We start from the raw sequence: 18,313 nt of genomic DNA, 5'->3' as shown, positions 1-18,313 counted from the left end.
AATATGGGGAGGTGGGGGAGTATTGAAATATAATAATACATCTGAAATAAGTCCACTAGATAGTATATTGGGTCAAGAAAGAGCAGTAGAAGCTATGGAGTTAGGTTTAAAGATAAATAATCCAGCCTATAACATATACCTAGCTGGGGAATCTGGAACAGGTAAAAGTACTTATGCCTTAAAGGTTTTAAATGAATATGCATCTAAAAAAAGTACACATAAAGATTGGTGCTATATATATAATTTTGAAAACCCTAGAGAGCCTATGATAGTTGAATTAGAAAAAGGGTTTGGAAGAGAACTTAAGAAAGACATGGAAAAGTTAGTTGAAAGTCTTTTAGAAGATTTTAAAAATGCATTTGAAAGTGAAGATTTTGAAATAGAGAAAAATAAACTTTTGGATGAATATGAAATAGAAAAAGATATGTTACTAAAGCAGATTAAAAAATATGGAGAAGAAAAAGGATTTAAACTAAAACAAAGTAAAATGGGAATAGTTTTCATACCTTTGAAGGAAGATGAAGAAGAAAGTGATATATCAGATGAAGAGTTTTATAAGGCTAAAAGAGAACTCGAAAACATGGCAATACAAGTTGTGTATAAAATTAGAAACTTGGAAGAAAAAGCTGAAAAGGCTGTATTAGAGCTTGAAGAAGAGATAGCTAAGCTTGTAGTAGAACCTCATATTAAATCGTTATGTGAAAAATATGAATGTTATGAAAAAATTCAACTTTATCTGGAAAATATAAAAAAAGATATCATAGAATACATGTATTTATTTTATTTAGATGAAGAAGAATTGAAAGATAAGTATGATAAAGAACACTTTATAAAATATAAAATTAATTTATTTGTAGATAATGGAGGTTCAAAAAATAAGGAATCAGCACCTGTCATAGTGGAGATAAATCCAAGCCCATCAAACCTATTTGGAAAAGCAGAATATGATTATGCAAATGGAAATATAAAGACTGATTTTACAAAACTATTATCAGGAGCATTTCATAGAGCTAATGGCGGATATTTGGTGCTTTATGCAGACCAGTTATTAAAATATACTATGTCTTGGGAAATTCTTAAAAAGACATTGCAAACAAAAAAAGTAATTTTAGAAACACAGACAGCAATTAAACCAGAAAATATGCCATTAGATGTCAAAGTGATACTGATTGGAAGTCATTATATATATGATATTTTATATAGATATGAAGAAGATTTTGGAAAATATTTTAAAATATTTGTAGATTTTGATAGCGAAATGGATAAGAATGAAAATAATGAAGATGGAATAGCTAGATTTATAGCATATCAATGTAATAAAAATGGCTTAAAACATTTTACGAAAGATGCAGTTGACGAAGTTGTTAAGTTTAGTACTAAATTGTCTGGTGATTTAGAGAAGCTATCAACTAAGTTTAATAAAATAATGGAAGTTGTAATAGAAGGAAGTGCATATGCAGAATTTAGAAGTTCCAATTATACAGAGCGAGATGATATTAAAAAAGCAATAAGTGAAAAGAAAAAGCGTATTAATAGAGTAGAAACACACATGGATGAATCAATTGAAAATGGTTTTACTCTAATAGAAACAGAAGGAAAAAAAGTTGGAGTAATAAATGGGCTATCAGTTTTAAGTACAGGAGAATATTCTTTTGGTAGGGCTTCAAGAATTACAGCCACTACTAGTCCAGGAAGTAATGGTATAGTAAATATAGAAAGAGAAGTAAATATGAGTGGCTCAATACATAATAAAGGAGTGCTTATATTAGGGGGTTATCTTTCTGAAAACTTTGCACAGAATTTATTGATGTCATTAAATGCGTATATTTGTTTTGAGCAAAATTATGGAGGTATAGATGGAGATAGTGCATCTTCTGCGGAGTTATATGTATTGTTATCATCTCTTAGTGGTGTACCAATTAAGCAAAATATTGCGGTTACAGGCTCTATAAATCAAAAGGGAGATATACAAGTAGTTGGTGGAATAAGTGAAAAAGTAGAAGGATTTTATTCTATATGTAAAACTAAAGGTTTAAACAATGAACAGGGTGTAATAATTCCTAAGAAAAATCAGAGAAATCTTGTTTTATCAGATGAAGTTAATGATGCTATAAAAGATGGAAAATTTAAAATATATACAGTTGAAAGAGTGGAAGAAGCTATAGAGATATTGACAGATGTTAAATTTGAAGAAATAAAAAAATTGGTCAAAGAAAAACTACTATCTTTTAGTAAGATACAAATTGAGTCAAAAGAATAAGTTTATAATAGAATTTAATGGGTATTTATATGTATAATAAAAAGCAGGAACTTTAATAAGTTTTTGCTTTTTTTGTGAAATATCTGTAGAGTAAGTTTTGTTTTGTATGTTGATGTTTATTTTTTGTTGATATGATTAAACTATATATAAATAGTGTTTTATAAATTGGTATTTTAAGGGGGATAATTATGAAAAATGTAAATAAGAAAGATATAAATAAGAAAGATGTAACTAAGAATGATGTAAATAAAATTGAAACTCAAAAAGAAGTAGATGGAATAATTGATGAAAAAGATATAGAAAATTTTGTAGATATTAAGGATAATAAAAAAAGTGTCAAAGTTAGCAAAAAAGATGCTCAAAAAAGTGAAAAAGATAGAAAATTAAAAGATAATAAGTCTAGTAAAAATACACAAAAAGTGAGTAATAAGAAAGCTAAGAGTAAATCTGTAGATAAGAAAGAATCGATAAATGAAAAAGATGTAAATAAAATTTTAGATGAATTAGAAAAATTGTATCCAGATGCTACATGTGAACTAAATTATGGGACAGCCTTTGAACTTTTAATAGCAACTATATTATCAGCTCAATGTACTGATGTAAGAGTAAATAAAGTTACATCAGAGTTATTTAAGAAGTACAATACAGCAAGAGATTTTGCAGATTTAAGTATTGAAGAAATTAGTAAAGAGATAAAAAGTTGTGGTCTTTATAAAAGTAAGGCTCAAAAAATAAAAGATACATCTGAACAGTTGTGTGAATTATATAATGGTGAGGTACCAGATACTTTAGAAAAGCTTGTAAAACTTCCTGGCGTTGGAAGAAAGACAGCAGGCGTTGTTCTTAGTAATGCTTTTAATCATCCAGCAATAGCAGTAGATACTCATGTATTTAGAGTTAGCAATAGAATTGGAATAGTGGACGAGCCAAACCCTGAAAAGACAGAATTTGCACTTATGGAAGCTATACCAAAAGAAAGATGGTCACACTCACATCATGTATTGATTTTTCATGGAAGAAGAATGTGTAAAGCTAGAAATCCAGAGTGTGAAAACTGTCCAATAAAAGATAATTGTAATTATTATCAAGAACTTAAAGAAATGAAATAACTTTTCCAAAGTAAGTTGTACAAGAGTGATTTTCTGATATAATAATACTTATGAAAATGTTAGATAGAAAACTATTATGTATAATAAAATAAAAATTATTATTAAAATTATTATATATAATAGTATAATATTATTGTTATTCTATTTATAAAATAAAGTTTAGTAAACAAGAACGATATTTAGGAGGATAAAAATGTCATTAAATATAGTATTAGTAGAACCAGAAATACCTCAAAATACAGGAAATATAATAAGAACTTGTGCGGCAACAGGTTCAACTTTGCACTTAGTAAAACCATTAGGTTTTTCATTGGATGATAAGCACTTGAAAAGATGTGGTCTTGACTATTGGGATATAGCTGATATACAATATTACGATAGCTTTGAAGAATTACAAGAAAAATATCCAAACAGTAAATACTTTTTTTCTACAACAAAGGCTAAACAATCACATTCAGATGTAAAATATGAAGAAAATTGTTTTATAGTATTTGGTAAAGAAACAAAGGGATTACCAGAGCCTTTGTTGAAAGCAAATATGGATACTTGTATTAGAGTACCTATGTTAGATGTTGAAAAAGCTAGGTCGTTAAATTTATCAAATTCAGTCGCTATAGTAGTATATGAGGCTTTAAGACAAATAGGATACCCTAATATGAGGTAGTTTAAATAATCCTAAATTAGAAAGGAGCATACTTAATGAAAAATCTAAAGATAATCTGTGACAGTTTATCGGACGTGCCAAAAGATTTGTTAGATAAATATGATATAGATATTGTTTCATTAACAGTTATATTAGAAGAAAAAGAATACAAGGATAGGATTGATATATCTGGAGATGAATTTTATAAAAAGCTTAGAGAAGAAAATGCATATCCAAAAACTTCTCAAGCTACTTATGCCCAATTTAAGAAAGTTTTTGAGAAATACACGAGTGAAGGTAGAGCAATACTTTATATAGCTGGTTCGGCTACAGCTACAGGAACATATCAAAGTGCTGTAATGGCGAAGAATGATGTAGAAGGTGAAATATATACATATGATTCTAACTTACTTTGTATGGGAACTGGTCTGCTTGTAATAAAAGCAGGAGAGCTTGCAAGTGAAGGAAAATCTATTAATGAAATATTACCTGTTTTAGATGAATTAAAAGAAAAAGCTTTTGTCATATTTTCCGTGGATACATTGGAGTATTTACAAAAGGGAGGAAGAATATCATCTACTAAGGCGGCAATAGGAAGTATATTAAATATAAAACCTATTCTTGAAATAAAAGGTGGGTTAGTCTCACAATTATCTCAAGTAAGAGGTAAGAAGAATGTAATTTCTAAGATGATAGACTTGATAAAATCGAATTGTGGGGATGATTTATCAGACCAAGTTGTATATATAGGATATAGCGATGACATTAAGGAAAAAGAACAATTATCTAGAGTTATGGAGGATGAACTGAGACCTAAGGAAATTAAATTTTTCCAAATTGGTGTGTGTATAGGTGCACATGCTGGTCCTGGTGTAACTGGAATTATATGTATAAAAAATAAATAACAATTTTTTATATTGGGATTATTTATTTTTTTATTAAATTATGATAAGATATGTTAAACATTGATACACTAGATATGATTTGTTTTAGATATAATTAAGTGTTGATATATTAAGTTGAGCTTTTAGGGAAGTGTGTAAATAGATAAAAATCTATTACACACTTTTTTATGGTAAGTTTATTGAAAAAATTAAAGAAATACTTGCAAATGAGGTATAGCAAATTAGTAAATAGGATGTAAAAATATCACAAAAATATAAGGAGTGAATTTTGATGCGTTTAAAAAAATTGTTGGTATTAATGTTAACTGTGGCAATGAGTACTGGAATATTAGTTGGATGTAGCAGTAATTCAAGTAATAGTTCTGGTTCTAATCAAGATAATAAAAATAAGCTAAATGATAAAGAAAATTCAAAAAAATCTGTATCTATGATATTAGATATTGAAGGGTCAAACAATGAAGTTATGAATAATTCAGCTTTGTTAGCTTTAAATACTGCACAAAAAAATCTTAACATAGATACAAATAAAGTGGAATCAGATGATTCATCAACTTTTTCTAATAGCATAGATATTTTATGTAATGATAATACTGACTTGATTATAGCTGTTGGTTCTAGATTTGCAAAGCCTCTAGAAAAGATAGCCAAGAAATACCCAAAGCAACAGTTTGCCATTGTAGATTATGAGTATGACAAACAACCATCTAATATAACTTCAATTTCTTTTGAGGATAATAAGACTGGATATTTGGCTGGATTAGTTGCTGGAAAGATGACAGAAACTGATAAGGTTGGTTTTATAGGTGGTGTAGAGGGGTCCAGTAGAAACAAATTTGAATCTGGATTTAAAGAAGGTGTTAAATTTTCTAATAGCAATATAAAAGATGTTTCAGTTGAGTATGTAGATATTTTTAAGGATAGTAAATCTGCTGAATCTGTCGCTAAAAAAATGATGGATAGCGGAGTAGATATTATTTTTTCTAATACTGAGGATGATTCAAAGAGTGTAATAAATGCAGTTAGAGCAAAGAATAAAAAAGTGATAGCAATTAATAAAGATCAGCATGAGTTAGCCCCAGAAAATGTTATAAGTTCTATTGTAAAAGACTTTGAAAAACCTACTTATGACTTAATACAAAGCTTTGTAAAAGGAGAATATAAGGGTGGTAAAGTTATAGAAAATACAATGAAGTCTGGAAGTACTGGACTTGCTCAAAATAGTTCTCAAAATATTCCTCCTGATGTGTTAGAATATGTAAATAAGAACAATAAATAATCTATAGAGACTTCATGTTCTATATCAGGGAGTGAGTTTTGTGAAAATAAAAAGGATATTGATGTTTTGTTTTGTCGTGGTCTTTACAGTTTTTATACTAGTTATCTGTAATTTTGATTTTGGATTTAATAGAGTAAATAATAATTCTAATATAAATAATAATAAGTCTAAACAAAGTGAATCTAAAAATGTGTCAACTTCGTCCGATAAAGATAAGTCAAATAGTACAAGTAGCAATAATGAAGATGAATTGGAAGATGATTCTTATGTACGAAAAACTGTTGGAGTATTGTTAGATACTCAAAGCTTAGGGAATGAATCGTATAATAATCATGTACTGTCAGCTTTAAAAACAGCTGATGAGGATTTTGATATTAGAGAGAAGATTGAAAGACCAAAGACTTCTAATGACTTTGCAAATAGCATAGAAAAATTATATAAATATGAACCAGACTTGATAATAGCAGTTGGAGCTAGATTTGCAGAACCAATTAAACAAGCTGCTACAAAATATCCAAAACAGCAATTTGCGATAGTTGATTATAATTATAAGGTTCAACCAGCTAATGTAATTTCTGTATCATTTCAAGATAATTCTACTGGATATCTGGCAGGTCTTATTGCAGGAAAAATGACTGACACTGGTAAAGTAGGATTTATAGGAGGAGTTGAAGGCTCTAGTAGAGATAAATATGAATCTGGATTTAGAAAAGGGCTTAAAACTTCAAATAAAAATGCTGATTTATTGGTAAAGTATGCAAATGTATTTGAAAATCCTGAGTCAGCTAGAACTATTGCAAAAGAAATGAGAGATTCTGATAGAGATGTTGTATTTTCAGCCACAGAAGATGATGGGAAAAGAGCTATTCAGGTAGCTAGAGAAAATGGTGGTAAAGTTATAGCTATTAATAAAGACCAATATGAGATGGCTCCAGATAATGTAATAAGTTCAATTGTAAAGGATATAGAACAGCCTGTTTATGAATTGATACAGAATGTTGTAAAAGATGGTTTTAAGGGAAGTAAAGTCATGGAGTTTAAGATAAAAGATGGAGAAATTGGACTTACTCCAAATAGCAGTAGAAACATACCACCAGATGTTTTGGAATATGTAAAAAAAGAGTACAATAAGGTGAAAGATACATACTAATTATTGCTGAAGATATGTATAATATTTATGTGAAATGTTATAATTATCTGTAGAGGAGTTGATACATATGGAAGGTAAAATTTTGCAATTTCTGGATAAAATGCAAAACAGTATTAACGACAGATTAGATAAGATGGATGCTAGATTTGACGAAGTGGGCATAAGACTGGATAAAATGGATGCTAGATTTGACGAAGTGGGCATAAGACTGGATAAAATGGATGCTAGATTTGATGAAGTGGACATAAGACTAGATAAAATGGATGTTAGATTTGATGAAGTGGACATAAGATTAGATAAAGTAGATGCTAGATTTGATGAAGTGGACATAAGACTGGATAAAATGGATGCCAGATTTGATGAAGTGGACATAAGACTGGATAAAATGGATGCTAGATTTGACGAAGTGGACATAAGATTAGATAAAGTAGATGCTAGATTTGATGAAGTGGACATAAGACTAGATAAAATGGATGCTAGATTTAATGGAATAGACTCTAGATTATATAAGATAGAAAATAATCTAGTAGAAATTAAAAAAGATTTAAAAGACACAAAGATAGAATTAGAATATACAGAAAAACATGTTGTATCTGTTAAGGGAGACACACAAGAGATAAAAAGAGACTTAAATAAAATTGAAATAGTAACAGCAAGCAATTGGAATGATATAGCTAAATTAAAATCAATTAGATGATAAAGTAGAGTTTTTATAAGAATTTATAAAAAAATAAATAAATTAATTTAGATTAATTACATAAAAGTCCAATAATAAGTGTGTAAGTAGAAAAAATCTACTGCACACTTTATTTATATTCAAATAAGAAATTTATCAAAAAAAATAAAAAGGAGTAAAAAATGGAATTTACAAGAGAGCCATTTATACTAGATGACGATTTATGTCTAGCTTTGGTGGACAAAAGAATTAGTTATCTAATGGAAAATGAATTAAAATTAAGAAATATAGAGATAATAAAAACAATAGAATGTAAAGAATTATATGAAAGTATAAAATATCACCCAGATATATGTATTTGTAATTTAGGAAAAGGAGATATAATTGTTGCGCCGAATGTATATAATCAATACAAAGAGTTATTAAGTAAACATAAATTTAATATAATTAAGGGAGAAGCTAATTTATCAAATAAATATCCTTATGATATACCTTACAATATTGCTATAGTTGGTGATTATGCCATACACAATTTTAAGTACACTGATAGAGTAATATTAGATTATATTGAAAATAATAAACTTAAAAAGATAAATATAGAGCAGGGCTATTCTAAATGCTCAATCTGTATAGTAGATAGAACATCTATAATAACATCAGATAAAGGTATTTGGAAAAGCATGAAGAATACAGAAATAGAGTGTTTATTAATAGAAAAAGGTCATATAAATTTATTTGAGATGAATTATGGATTTATAGGTGGATGTACAGGGTTAATTTCTAAGGATAAGCTAGCTTTTTGTGGAGATGTTAAAAAACATCCTGACTATGAACGTATAAAAAGTTTTATAGAAAGTAAAAACAAGGAGATAGTTACACTTAGTAGTGAAAATTTACTCGATATAGGTTCTATAGTTCCTCTCATGACAAGAAAGGAGCGATAACTTTGGTTGAGAAGGATAATATTTCTTCTATGAAATTTTTGAGGAATAATAACGTAAACGATAGATTAATATATACAAATGACATTGTAGAAGTCGTAATTGATTCTGCAAAGCAAGAAGTGTTAAATAAGAAAATACTTAATGGTACTAAAACTGAACAAAGAGCTCTAAATATTGATGAAATATCTACAGAAATAACTAGTATGATAATAAGTATAATGAAAGAGAAACTTTTAAAAGAATACATTCTAAAATACTATGGGCGTACATATCCTGAAGATAAAAATAATATATACATATATTCACTGAACATATTTGCTAAAAAAGAGATTTTTATGAGAGAAACAGTATTTACAAGGGTTAGGAACTATATAGAGGAAAATGATTTTATAAATGTGGAAGGTTTTATTCGATTTAGAATGAGAGAATTTATGAAATATATTTCTGCTATAGGTGATATTGCAGTTGAAGAGTATTTAATAAAAAGAGACCAAGATGAGTTTATAAGAGTTTTAAAATATTTTATAGATACTCAAGAAGAAAAGATAGATTTGCTTAAAGTTCATATAATGGAAGATAATACATTTATTTTATACGATAAAAATGGAAATAAAATAGATAGTATAGATGATGAAGAAATTATAAATATGGTCATAAGAGAAAATTTAAATTATGAGGACTTTTTAATAAGTACCTTATTGACTCTATGTCCTAAGAAGATAGAAATATTAGATTTATTAAATAACAATTGCTCAAAGGAAATCATAGATACAGTAGAAGCAATTTTTGAAAATAAAGTTAGTATAATTATGGAAAATTAGAATTGAAAGATATAATTTAAGAGTTGAAAAGAAAGCTAAAAATAAAAATATATTCAAATTAAAGGTGAATCGAAGTTAAAAGAGAGTAAAATATAACTAAAATAGTAAAAATAAAAATTAGAAATCAAAAAAATTCTTTTGAAATCGACACGAAAGACTTATAATTGTATATAAAGCTATAATATAACTAGAGTTATTAAAGATAAAATATAGCTAACAAATATACAATTGATAAGGAGAAGTTTTATAATGGATAATTTAATTAGGATATTAATATTAGCTGTTATTGGTGGATTTATAGGTTATGTCACAAATGTAGTTGCTATAAGACTGATATTTAGACCAATAGTACCTATTAAGATACCTGTTTTAAATATAGAGATAGTAGGTCTTATACCAAAGAGAAGAGCAGAAATAGCAGCAAATGTAGGTGAAATAATTCAAAACGAATTTCTTTCAATGGACGAAATACTTGCAAATATCATTACTGACGAAGATAAGGAAGAAGTTGTAAGATACATAAAAGCAAGGGTAAAAATTATCATACATGAGAAAGTTTCATTTATACCAAGCAGTATAAAGAACATGATTCAGGACTATTTAGGAGATATAATTGAATCTGAAGTGAAACAAAGTATAGATGAATTAAGCAAAAATATAATAAATAAAGCAAATGAGCGTATAGATATACAAAAAATGGTCGAAGATAAGATTAATGAACTAGATTTATATGAACTAGAAGAAATAATTATAAGAATAGCTAAAAATGAATTAAAACACATAGAAATCTTAGGCCTTGTATTAGGTTTCTTAATAGGTATAGTTCAAGGATTAGTGACTATATTTATCTAGTTATATCTATCATGCATGTAGATGCGTTTTAAAAATTTAAAATTAGTAAAAATATTATAATGTCACTATAAATCAAAAGATTAAATTAATATAAAATATAAGAATATTAGTTTACAATTGATTGAAATGAAAAATAATGGGTAATTAATATATTACATTAATGTTGATTGATGTATGACTATCTGTTATAATGAAAATATATCAAAAATTATAGTGTTGAAGAGGAAGAGTAAAGTGGAAACCATTCACAGAGAGTCTGGGTCTATGGCTGAAAACCCATGTAATAGGTCTATTTGAAAACTACCTTGGAGCTGAGCTTATTAGCAGTGTTTGTTTTATACAATTTGTGAAAGTGCTCGGGTGACGACCTTATAGTCATCAAGAGGGTTGTATATATTTGTATACGCCAACTTGGGTGGAACCGCGAATTAATATCGTCCCAAATATTTTTGGGGCGATTTTTTATTACAAAAAATTTAAAAAATTATCTCAATAAGGAGGAAAAAACAATGATTAAAGTTGCTTTAAAAGATGGTTCAATAAAAGAATTTGAAAATGCTCTTTCTGTTATGGATGTGGCTAAATCCATTAGTGAAGGATTAGCTAGAAATGTGGTAGCAGCGTCTGTGAACGGAGAGGTTGTAGGTCTGGACCACATGATAGATAGTGATTGTGATTTAAACTTATTTAAATTTGAGGATAAAGAAGGAAAAGACGTTTTTAGACATACATCAGCACATATGTTAGCTCAAGCTATAAAGAGACTTTACCCAGAAGCAAAACTTGCTATAGGGCCAAGTATAGAGAATGGATTCTACTATGATATAGATTTAGAACATAGATTAGTTCCAGAAGACTTGGAAAAAATAGAAGCTGAAATGAAAAAAATAGCTAAAGAAGATTTAAAGATAGAAAGATTTGAACTTCCTAGAAATGAAGCTTTAGAGCTTATGAAAGAACAAGGAGAAGATTACAAGGTAGAACTTATATCTGATTTACCTGAAAGTGAAATAATATCTTTCTACAAACAAGGTGATTTTACTGATTTATGTAGAGGACCACATTTACCATCTACTAAAAAGGTTAAAGCTGTTAAATTACAAAGTGTAGCAGGTGCATACTGGCGTGGTGACGAAAAAAATAAAATGCTTCAAAGAATTTATGGAACTTCTTTTGAAAAAAATAAAGATTTAGAAGAGTACCTACATTTATTAGAAGAAGCTAAAAAGAGAGACCATAGAAAATTAGGTAAAGAATTAGGTTTATTTATGATACCTGATGAAGGTCCTGGATTCCCTATGTTCTTACCAAAAGGAATGGAACTTAAAAATGAATTATTAAAATTCTGGAGAGAAATACACAGAAAAGCTGGATATATTGAAATAGAATCTCCAATTATATTAAACAGAAAATTATGGGAGACTTCAGGTCACTGGTATCATTACAAAGAGAATATGTATACAGTTAAAATAGATGATGAGGATTATGCTATAAAACCTATGAACTGTCCTGGTGGATTAATTTACTACAATTCTCAATTACACTCATATAGAGATTTCCCAATGAGAGTTGCAGAGCTTGGTAGAGTTCATAGACATGAGTTATCTGGGGCATTACAAGGGTTAATGAGAGTTAGAGCATTTACTCAAGATGATTCACATATATTCATGTTACCAGAACAAATTAAAGATGAGATAAAAGGTGTAGCTAATCTAATAGATGGTATTTACAAGACTTTTGGATTTGAATACAATCTAGAATTATCTACAAGACCAGAAAATTCTATGGGAAGCGAAGAAGAGTGGGAAGCAGCTGAAAATGGATTAAGAGAAGCTTTAGAAGAGTTAGGTCTACCATATACTATAAATGAAGGTGATGGAGCATTCTATGGCCCTAAGATAGACTTCCATTTAAGAGACTGTTTAGGAAGAACTTGGCAATGTGGTACTATCCAATTAGATATGCAACTTCCAAGACAATTTGATAATACTTACATTGGACAAGATGGTGAAAAACATAGACCAGTTATGATTCATAGAGTTGCTTTTGGTAGTATAGAGAGATTCATAGGTATATTAATTGAGCATTATGCTGGTAAATTCCCAGTTTGGTTATCTCCAACTCAAGTTAAGATACTTCCTATATCTGATAAGTTTATGGATTATGCTAATGAAGTTAAAAAAGTATTATTTGATAAAGGCATAAGAGTTGAACTAGATGATAGAGCTGAAAAAATTGGATTTAAAATAAGAGAAGCTCAACTTGAAAAAGTTCCTTATATGTTAGTAGTAGGTGAAAAAGAAGTAGCTGAAAATAATGTTTCTGTAAGATCAAGAGATAAAGGTGAAATAGGTAGCATTAAATTAGATGAGTTTATAGCTAGTATCTCAAAAGAAATTGAATCAAGAGAAAGTATTATCCAAAACTAATATATAAAATAAAGTTAATTGATATATAAAATATTAACTTGTGTATAGCTAAGTATTTTTTGGATAGATAAGTATCTTATGAATAAATAAGTATCTTATGAATAAATAAGTATAATTAGAGGCACATTTAGTCATATTTTTTATGATAATGTGCCTCTAATTTTTGTTTGTAAGATATAAAGATTTATCTTCATGTAATTTATATAACTTTTTAATATATATTTATCTTTATGTAATTTATATAACGCTTTAATATAGCTATTTTTTGTTAGTTGTTTTTTCTAATATTTAAATTGGCACCTGTAGTATCTACATACATCTTTGCAGTCCCATTTTTATAAATATATGAATCGCCATCCTGAAGTAATTTAAAGCTACTATTTAAATTACCAGAGACCTTACTAAAATCTAAAGTAAATCCTGAATTTTCAGGAATATACAAATCAATATCACCAGAAATAGTATCACATTTGAAAGAAGATAACATTTCACTTGAATTAATTTTTATATCCCCACTAGTTGCCTCAGATTTAATATTAGAAAATCTACCTTCTATATTAACTTTACCAGAAGTTGATTCGCATATAAGATTCTTGTTGTCCATATTTTTTAAATCTATATCTCCGCTTGTTGTATTTATCTTCAAATCGTCAGTTTTACCAGAAAGCTGAATTTTACCAGAGACTGAATTACAAATAACACTTTTACTATCAAGTTTTTTTATGTTGATATTGCTACTAGTTGTCTCCAAAGTAATTTTGTCAATCTTACCAGACATTTCTATATTACCTGAAACTGATTCAATATCTGTCATGTTACTTTTAAGATAAGTACTATATATATCTGCTGAAGTAGTAGATACATTTATATTGTTATATAATTTTCCAGGTAAATATAGTTCAAGTACTGTTGATTTTGGAAGTCCAATTCCAATGAAGAATTTTTTTGCAGAATTATCAATGATAGAAAGAGTATTGCCATCAACCTTTATTTTTGCAATCTTTTTCTTTGAAAAATTAGAAGGAGCTTTTTGAATTAATTTAATTTTATTAGAATCACTCTTTAAAACTCTAACTTCACCTGAAGTCCAGTCAACATTAATATTATTTATTTTGTTTGAAAAACTCTCGCTTTTAACGGTTAGATACTTATCATAATTTTTATTAGAGGATAAAAAACTTTCATTTTTAACTGAATCTTTAATCAAATCTTTGACATCATATTCAGACGAAATTATAGTATTTGTAAGGAAAACAATAAATATTATAGAAAATACTATAGCTACAATACTCCAAACAATAATTTTTATTTTTAAAAATTTTTTATTCATATTTATCATCATCCTCCGCGTCTTTTAATTGTAGTACCCCTTCGGCTATATGAATTCCAGCAGCACCTATTATGAATATTATCCATGAAAAGCTCCAAGCATCAAAACATATGTTAACAATTAAAAAGATGCCAACTATTATCATCCAATATGCACTCATAAATGATTTATAAGCAAGATTTGTACTTTTAGTTTTTACTCTCCATTCTTTGAATTCTTCTACCATAGTATCATCAGATGGACTATAGTTTTGTTTTGTCATTCCATTGTAGACTAGTAGACCTGTTCCAACTGCTATTAATATAAACATTGGAAGACTAGCCAGAGTTGGTTGGATACCAATGTTTACAATTAAAACCGCAGTTAAAAATGGGCTTATTATAAAAAGAGCAATTGCTATTGATACTCTCAAAGCTCTTTTCTTTCTTTCTTCAATTAATTCAGAAGGCATAAAATATGGCTCTTTAACACTTTCAATTAATTCAGATAAATCTCCAATCCCAGATATTACTGAATTATATGCTTCTTGCTTTGATTTACCATTTTGTATTTGGTCGTTGTATTTTTCTTTTAGATTTTCGAATAGTTCATCTTTAAGTTCTTTGACCTTTCTTGTTTCTTTAACTTCTGTAAAGCTTTGTTCAATATAATCATGTATTTTATCTAACATATTTTCACCTCCTAAATTAATGTGTCTATTAACAATTTTGTATTATCCCATTCTTCACGGCTTTTTTTATATTTTTCTCTACCTTCGCTTGTTATAGAATAATATTTTCTTCTAGCACCAGTAGCTTCATCTCCCCAATAAGATGTTATTGCACCAGATTGTTCAAGTCTACGAAAGGCTGTGTATAAAGTTGCTTCTTTTAACTCGTACAAGCCTTGTGTTTTTTCTAATATAGATTTATTAATCTCATAACCATAGCTATCTTTTTCAAGTAAATGCTTTAAGATAATTGTTTCTGTATGACCTCTTATCATATCAGATGCGATTGTCATAAACATCACCTCCGTTTAAGTATATAATACTTTTATATACCTCGCCTGTCAATGTATTTCGTGTGATAAAATTTATTTTATTATAATTCTTACGGCTTTATGCTGTTTTAGGGAAGAATTACATACTAAATTATATAAAAAACGTACTTTTATAGTTATTTATAGAGAAATGATGTTGTTATTAAATTGGAAGAAGGAATAATGCTTAAATAGATTAGCATATGTAATGATATGATTAAAAAAGAAAACAAAATTTAATTTATTTAGGATAATTCTATCAAGGTATTTACTACAGGTGTAGAGTCGTATATAATTAAGTTATATGGAAAATTTTAAAAATTAAATTATTAATACACTAGGAGAAAATATTATGATAAAGTCAAATTTGTTTTGGAATATTTTCATTGCTATGTCTTTTATCATAGAATGGTTTGTTTGTAAAAAAATACTAGATTACACAAGTATACAAAAAATTTCTAATGAAAGAATAAATATTTACATGATAGGTATTATTATTTTTGCTAATCTATTTTATTTCTTTGATGTACTTCCAAATATAAGAGTAATTATATCTGTGATGATTATGGTTGTATTTTACAAAATTTCATATAGAGTAAGGCTTATAAAAGCCATACTAATATCTTTAATGTATTGGATGTTATTAATGGGTATAGATGCTTTGAGTATGTCTTTAACAATTTGGATTAATTCTATAGATGATATGAGCAAAATGTTAACAGAAAATATATACAGAATTGAGTCAATTGTATCTGGAAAGACAATTTTGCTTTTAACTTTATTTTTATATAAGACATTAAAAACAAAATTGAATATAGAAATAAATAAAAAGACATTAACATATGTAATTATACCTATAATTGCCAATATAGCATCTTTTTTTACTATTTTTAAATACATATTTAATCCTAAAACTAGTGGTGGTTTAATACATAATTATCAATTACTTATTATCTCTATCATGTTACTTCTATCAAGTATTATCTTGATTTTAATTGCTAAAAAACTACAACAGTATAATGCATTGATAGCAGAAAATAATATGATTAAAAACGTTTTACACACTAAAAATGAATATTATGAGGATATAGAAAAGAAACATTTAAAAACTAGATTATTAAGTCATGATATGAAAAATCATATCTTATGCATAAAAACTATGGTTAAAAAAGGTATTGATGTTACTTCATATTTAGATGACTTACAGATGGAGATTCAAAGTAATGACATTTCATTTAATACTGGTAATTTTATCTTGGATGCTATATTGAGTGAGAAGAAAGAAGTTTGTGATAAAAATAATATAGAACTTAAAATAGGAATAAATTTTGGTCACTGTGAAGCTATTGAATTAATAGATGTATGCCATATATTTTCAAATGTCTTAGATAATGCAATTGAAGCATGCAAAAAAATTGATGAGGGAAGTAAAGTAATTTGTGTTAAAGGTGATGTTTTACAAAATTTTTATCTTATAAGAGTAGAAAACACTAAAGTAAATGAAATTATCACAAAGAATGGGAAAATTGTAACAGATAAAAAAGGTACACTTCATGGATTAGGAATAAAAAGTATAAAAAACGCTGTAAATAAATATGGTGGCAATGTTGTGATTGAGTATGATGATAAAAAATTTGTAGTTAAGATTGCTATACCACTTAGAAATGTAAAAAAAGCAATTAATATATAATTTGATTTGTCATGAGTAAATAATATAATTTTATAAATATAATGGACTTAATTATTACAATAAAATTGCCGAAAAGCACCCCTTCTTTAGATGTGGGGATGAAAGGCAAGGTATTAATATAAATAAAAATCAGAATAATACTTGCAACCTAACACTACGAATGATAGATTATGTGTAGGAGGTGTTAGTTTTTATGTATAAATCTAACGGAAATATAACATATGATTGTAAATATCATATAATATTTTGTCCTAAGTATCGTAAACCTGTTTTAGTTGGCGAAGTAGAAAAACTGTTGGCTCTGTAAGTTTAGAAGTAGTTAAACAATACGTAGAGAATCAACAAGTTAGGAGTAAGAAAAAATGATAAAAACTCATAGAGTAAAATTAAACCTAACTAGAACACAATTTGAATTAGTAAGGGAAAAACAAATGGAGAGTGCTAATTGTTGAAATCATATAGTTAGCTTATCCAAAGAATACTATTTTGAACATAAACAATGGATAAAAAAGAATGATATACAAAAGATAATCAAAGGTAAATACAATCTACATAGTCAAACTATACAAGCAATATCAGATAAATTTGATGCTAATAGAAAGACTATTTCAGAGTTAAGAAAGAAAGGTAATACCAAGGCAAAGTATCCATATAAAACCAAGAAATTTTATATAATACCATTCAAAGCTAGTGCAATAAATATCAATGCTAAAGGTAACTTAAAGTTATCAATGTCAAAAGGTATATATTTAGAGTTAGATTTTAATATTGAAAATATAAAGACTGCTGAAATAGTATGGCGAAACGGATATTATTTGTATTATACATTTGATGATGGAATCATTAACCCAACACCGAAAGGTAACAACACCGTAGGTGTAGACTTAGGAGAAATACATTCGATAGCTAGTATAACTAATGAAGGTATCGGACTTATAATATCTAATAGAGAAGATAGAAGTATTAAGCAATTTAGAAATAAGATATATGCTTATATCTCTAAAAGATTAAGTAGATGTAAAAAAGGTAGTAGACAATATAAGAGATTATGGAAATTAAAAAACACTATTAGAACTAAAATAGATAACCAATTAATAAATTTATACCACCAAACAACTAGAAAGTTTATAAACTTTTGTGTAGAGCAACAAGTATGTGAAATAGTTTTAGGAGATATAAAAGGGATTGAGAAAAATACAAAAAAGAAG

Annotated in this window: 16 protein-coding genes, 1 pseudogene and 1 other annotated feature; of the genes and pseudogenes, 14 read left to right on the top strand and 3 right to left on the bottom strand. The window is 27.6% G+C overall.

Features of this window, described 5'->3' with window-relative positions; translation table 11 throughout:
* The first annotated feature begins 22 nt into the window (after nucleotides 1–22).
* The 11 genes from KGF36_RS16335 to thrS all read left to right on the top strand — a co-directional run bounded on the left by KGF36_RS16335 (nucleotide 23) and on the right by thrS (nucleotide 13,065).
* A complete protein-coding gene (locus tag KGF36_RS16335) occupies nucleotides 23–2,260 on the top strand; it encodes a Lon protease family protein (protein ID WP_227830315.1) in 2,238 nt (745 codons plus the stop codon).
* Nucleotides 2,261–2,448: 188 nt separating this feature from the next.
* Nucleotides 2,449–3,369, top strand: a complete 921-nt coding sequence (gene nth, locus KGF36_RS16330) for an endonuclease III (RefSeq protein ID WP_227842747.1) — start codon at nucleotides 2,449–2,451, stop codon at nucleotides 3,367–3,369.
* A 193-nt stretch (nucleotides 3,370–3,562) separates the two neighbouring features.
* Nucleotides 3,563–4,033 (top strand): tRNA (uridine(34)/cytosine(34)/5-carboxymethylaminomethyluridine(34)-2'-O)-methyltransferase TrmL, encoded by a 471-nt coding sequence (trmL, locus tag KGF36_RS16325; protein WP_003429657.1) that lies wholly within the window; start codon nucleotides 3,563–3,565, stop codon nucleotides 4,031–4,033.
* 35 nt (nucleotides 4,034–4,068) lie between these two features.
* On the top strand, nucleotides 4,069–4,917 hold the full coding sequence (locus KGF36_RS16320; RefSeq protein WP_227840916.1) for a DegV family protein: 849 nt from the start codon (nucleotides 4,069–4,071) through the stop codon (nucleotides 4,915–4,917).
* 271 nt (nucleotides 4,918–5,188) lie between these two features.
* Nucleotides 5,189–6,193, top strand: a complete 1,005-nt coding sequence (locus KGF36_RS16315) for a BMP family ABC transporter substrate-binding protein (RefSeq protein ID WP_227830312.1) — start codon at nucleotides 5,189–5,191, stop codon at nucleotides 6,191–6,193.
* Between the two features lie 40 nt (nucleotides 6,194–6,233).
* A complete protein-coding gene (locus KGF36_RS16310; protein ID WP_227830311.1) occupies nucleotides 6,234–7,343 on the top strand; it encodes a BMP family ABC transporter substrate-binding protein in 1,110 nt (369 codons plus the stop codon).
* A gap of 67 nt (nucleotides 7,344–7,410) precedes the next feature.
* The gene (locus KGF36_RS16305) at nucleotides 7,411–8,040 is read left to right on the top strand and encodes a hypothetical protein (RefSeq protein WP_227854897.1); all 630 of its coding nucleotides are present in this window, start codon (nucleotides 7,411–7,413) and stop codon (nucleotides 8,038–8,040) included.
* Between the two features lie 161 nt (nucleotides 8,041–8,201).
* Complete coding sequence (locus KGF36_RS16300; protein ID WP_227830309.1) at nucleotides 8,202–8,963, top strand: DUF6873 family GME fold protein; 762 nt, start codon at nucleotides 8,202–8,204, stop codon at nucleotides 8,961–8,963.
* Nucleotides 8,964–8,965: 2 nt separating this feature from the next.
* Nucleotides 8,966–9,784 (top strand): putative sporulation protein YtxC, encoded by an 819-nt coding sequence (locus KGF36_RS16295; RefSeq protein ID WP_227842745.1) that lies wholly within the window; start codon nucleotides 8,966–8,968, stop codon nucleotides 9,782–9,784.
* Nucleotides 9,785–10,033: 249 nt separating this feature from the next.
* The gene (locus KGF36_RS16290) at nucleotides 10,034–10,636 is read left to right on the top strand and encodes a DUF445 domain-containing protein (protein ID WP_227830307.1); all 603 of its coding nucleotides are present in this window, start codon (nucleotides 10,034–10,036) and stop codon (nucleotides 10,634–10,636) included.
* Nucleotides 10,637–10,843: 207 nt separating this feature from the next.
* Nucleotides 10,844–11,081, top strand: a binding site (T-box leader).
* Between the two features lie 64 nt (nucleotides 11,082–11,145).
* Nucleotides 11,146–13,065, top strand: coding sequence for a threonine--tRNA ligase (thrS, locus tag KGF36_RS16285; protein WP_227830306.1), 1,920 nt, complete (start codon nucleotides 11,146–11,148; stop codon nucleotides 13,063–13,065).
* A 268-nt stretch (nucleotides 13,066–13,333) separates the two neighbouring features.
* Here thrS and KGF36_RS16280 read toward each other — a convergent pair whose 3' ends face one another.
* From KGF36_RS16280 to KGF36_RS16270, 3 genes are read right to left on the bottom strand one after another with little or no spacing between them, the layout of a single operon-like run.
* Nucleotides 13,334–14,395, bottom strand: coding sequence for a DUF4097 family beta strand repeat-containing protein (locus KGF36_RS16280; RefSeq protein WP_227830305.1), 1,062 nt, complete (start codon nucleotides 14,393–14,395; stop codon nucleotides 13,334–13,336).
* On the bottom strand, nucleotides 14,388–15,065 hold the full coding sequence (locus KGF36_RS16275; protein ID WP_227850928.1) for a TMEM198/TM7SF3 family protein: 678 nt from the start codon (nucleotides 15,063–15,065) through the stop codon (nucleotides 14,388–14,390). Before KGF36_RS16275 ends, KGF36_RS16280 begins: the two co-directional genes overlap by 8 nt.
* Nucleotides 15,066–15,076: 11 nt before the next feature.
* Entirely contained in the window at nucleotides 15,077–15,397 is a 321-nt protein-coding gene (locus tag KGF36_RS16270; RefSeq protein ID WP_227830303.1) for a PadR family transcriptional regulator, read from the bottom strand.
* A gap of 370 nt (nucleotides 15,398–15,767) precedes the next feature.
* Between KGF36_RS16270 and KGF36_RS16265 the strand changes: the two genes are divergently transcribed.
* The 3 genes and pseudogenes from KGF36_RS16265 to KGF36_RS16255 form a co-directional block, all read left to right on the top strand.
* A complete protein-coding gene (locus KGF36_RS16265) occupies nucleotides 15,768–17,105 on the top strand; it encodes an ATP-binding protein (protein ID WP_227830302.1) in 1,338 nt (445 codons plus the stop codon).
* Between the two features lie 193 nt (nucleotides 17,106–17,298).
* Nucleotides 17,299–17,403 (top strand): annotated as a pseudogene (locus tag KGF36_RS16260) (transposase); the annotation flags it as partial.
* Nucleotides 17,404–17,836: 433 nt separating this feature from the next.
* On the top strand, nucleotides 17,837–18,313 hold a 477-nt coding region (locus tag KGF36_RS16255), incomplete at its 3' end, for a transposase (RefSeq protein WP_227854896.1).

Origin of the sequence: Clostridioides sp. ZZV14-6009, assembly GCF_020658095.1 — a bacterium.
In the GTDB taxonomy this organism is placed as follows: domain Bacteria; phylum Bacillota; class Clostridia; order Peptostreptococcales; family Peptostreptococcaceae; genus Clostridioides.
This window is presented reverse-complemented; position numbering and strand designations above follow the sequence as displayed.

Bases quoted from the DNA above. Each gene is read 5' to 3' on its own strand.
- nth (WP_227842747.1), top strand. From the start codon at position 2,449: ATGAAAAATGTAAATAAGAAAGATATAAATAAGAAAGATGTAACTAAG.
- KGF36_RS16305 (WP_227854897.1), top strand. From the start codon at position 7,411: ATGGAAGGTAAAATTTTGCAATTTCTGGATAAAATGCAAAACAGTATT.
- KGF36_RS16270 (WP_227830303.1), bottom strand. From the start codon at position 15,397: ATGACAATCGCATCTGATATGATAAGAGGTCATACAGAAACAATTATC.
- KGF36_RS16290 (WP_227830307.1), top strand. From the start codon at position 10,034: ATGGATAATTTAATTAGGATATTAATATTAGCTGTTATTGGTGGATTT.
- trmL (WP_003429657.1), top strand. From the start codon at position 3,563: ATGTCATTAAATATAGTATTAGTAGAACCAGAAATACCTCAAAATACA.
- KGF36_RS16320 (WP_227840916.1), top strand. From the start codon at position 4,069: ATGAAAAATCTAAAGATAATCTGTGACAGTTTATCGGACGTGCCAAAA.
- KGF36_RS16265 (WP_227830302.1), top strand. From the start codon at position 15,768: ATGATAAAGTCAAATTTGTTTTGGAATATTTTCATTGCTATGTCTTTT.
- KGF36_RS16280 (WP_227830305.1), bottom strand. From the start codon at position 14,395: ATGAATAAAAAATTTTTAAAAATAAAAATTATTGTTTGGAGTATTGTA.
- KGF36_RS16315 (WP_227830312.1), top strand. From the start codon at position 5,189: ATGCGTTTAAAAAAATTGTTGGTATTAATGTTAACTGTGGCAATGAGT.
- thrS (WP_227830306.1), top strand. From the start codon at position 11,146: ATGATTAAAGTTGCTTTAAAAGATGGTTCAATAAAAGAATTTGAAAAT.
- KGF36_RS16300 (WP_227830309.1), top strand. From the start codon at position 8,202: ATGGAATTTACAAGAGAGCCATTTATACTAGATGACGATTTATGTCTA.
- KGF36_RS16275 (WP_227850928.1), bottom strand. From the start codon at position 15,065: ATGTTAGATAAAATACATGATTATATTGAACAAAGCTTTACAGAAGTT.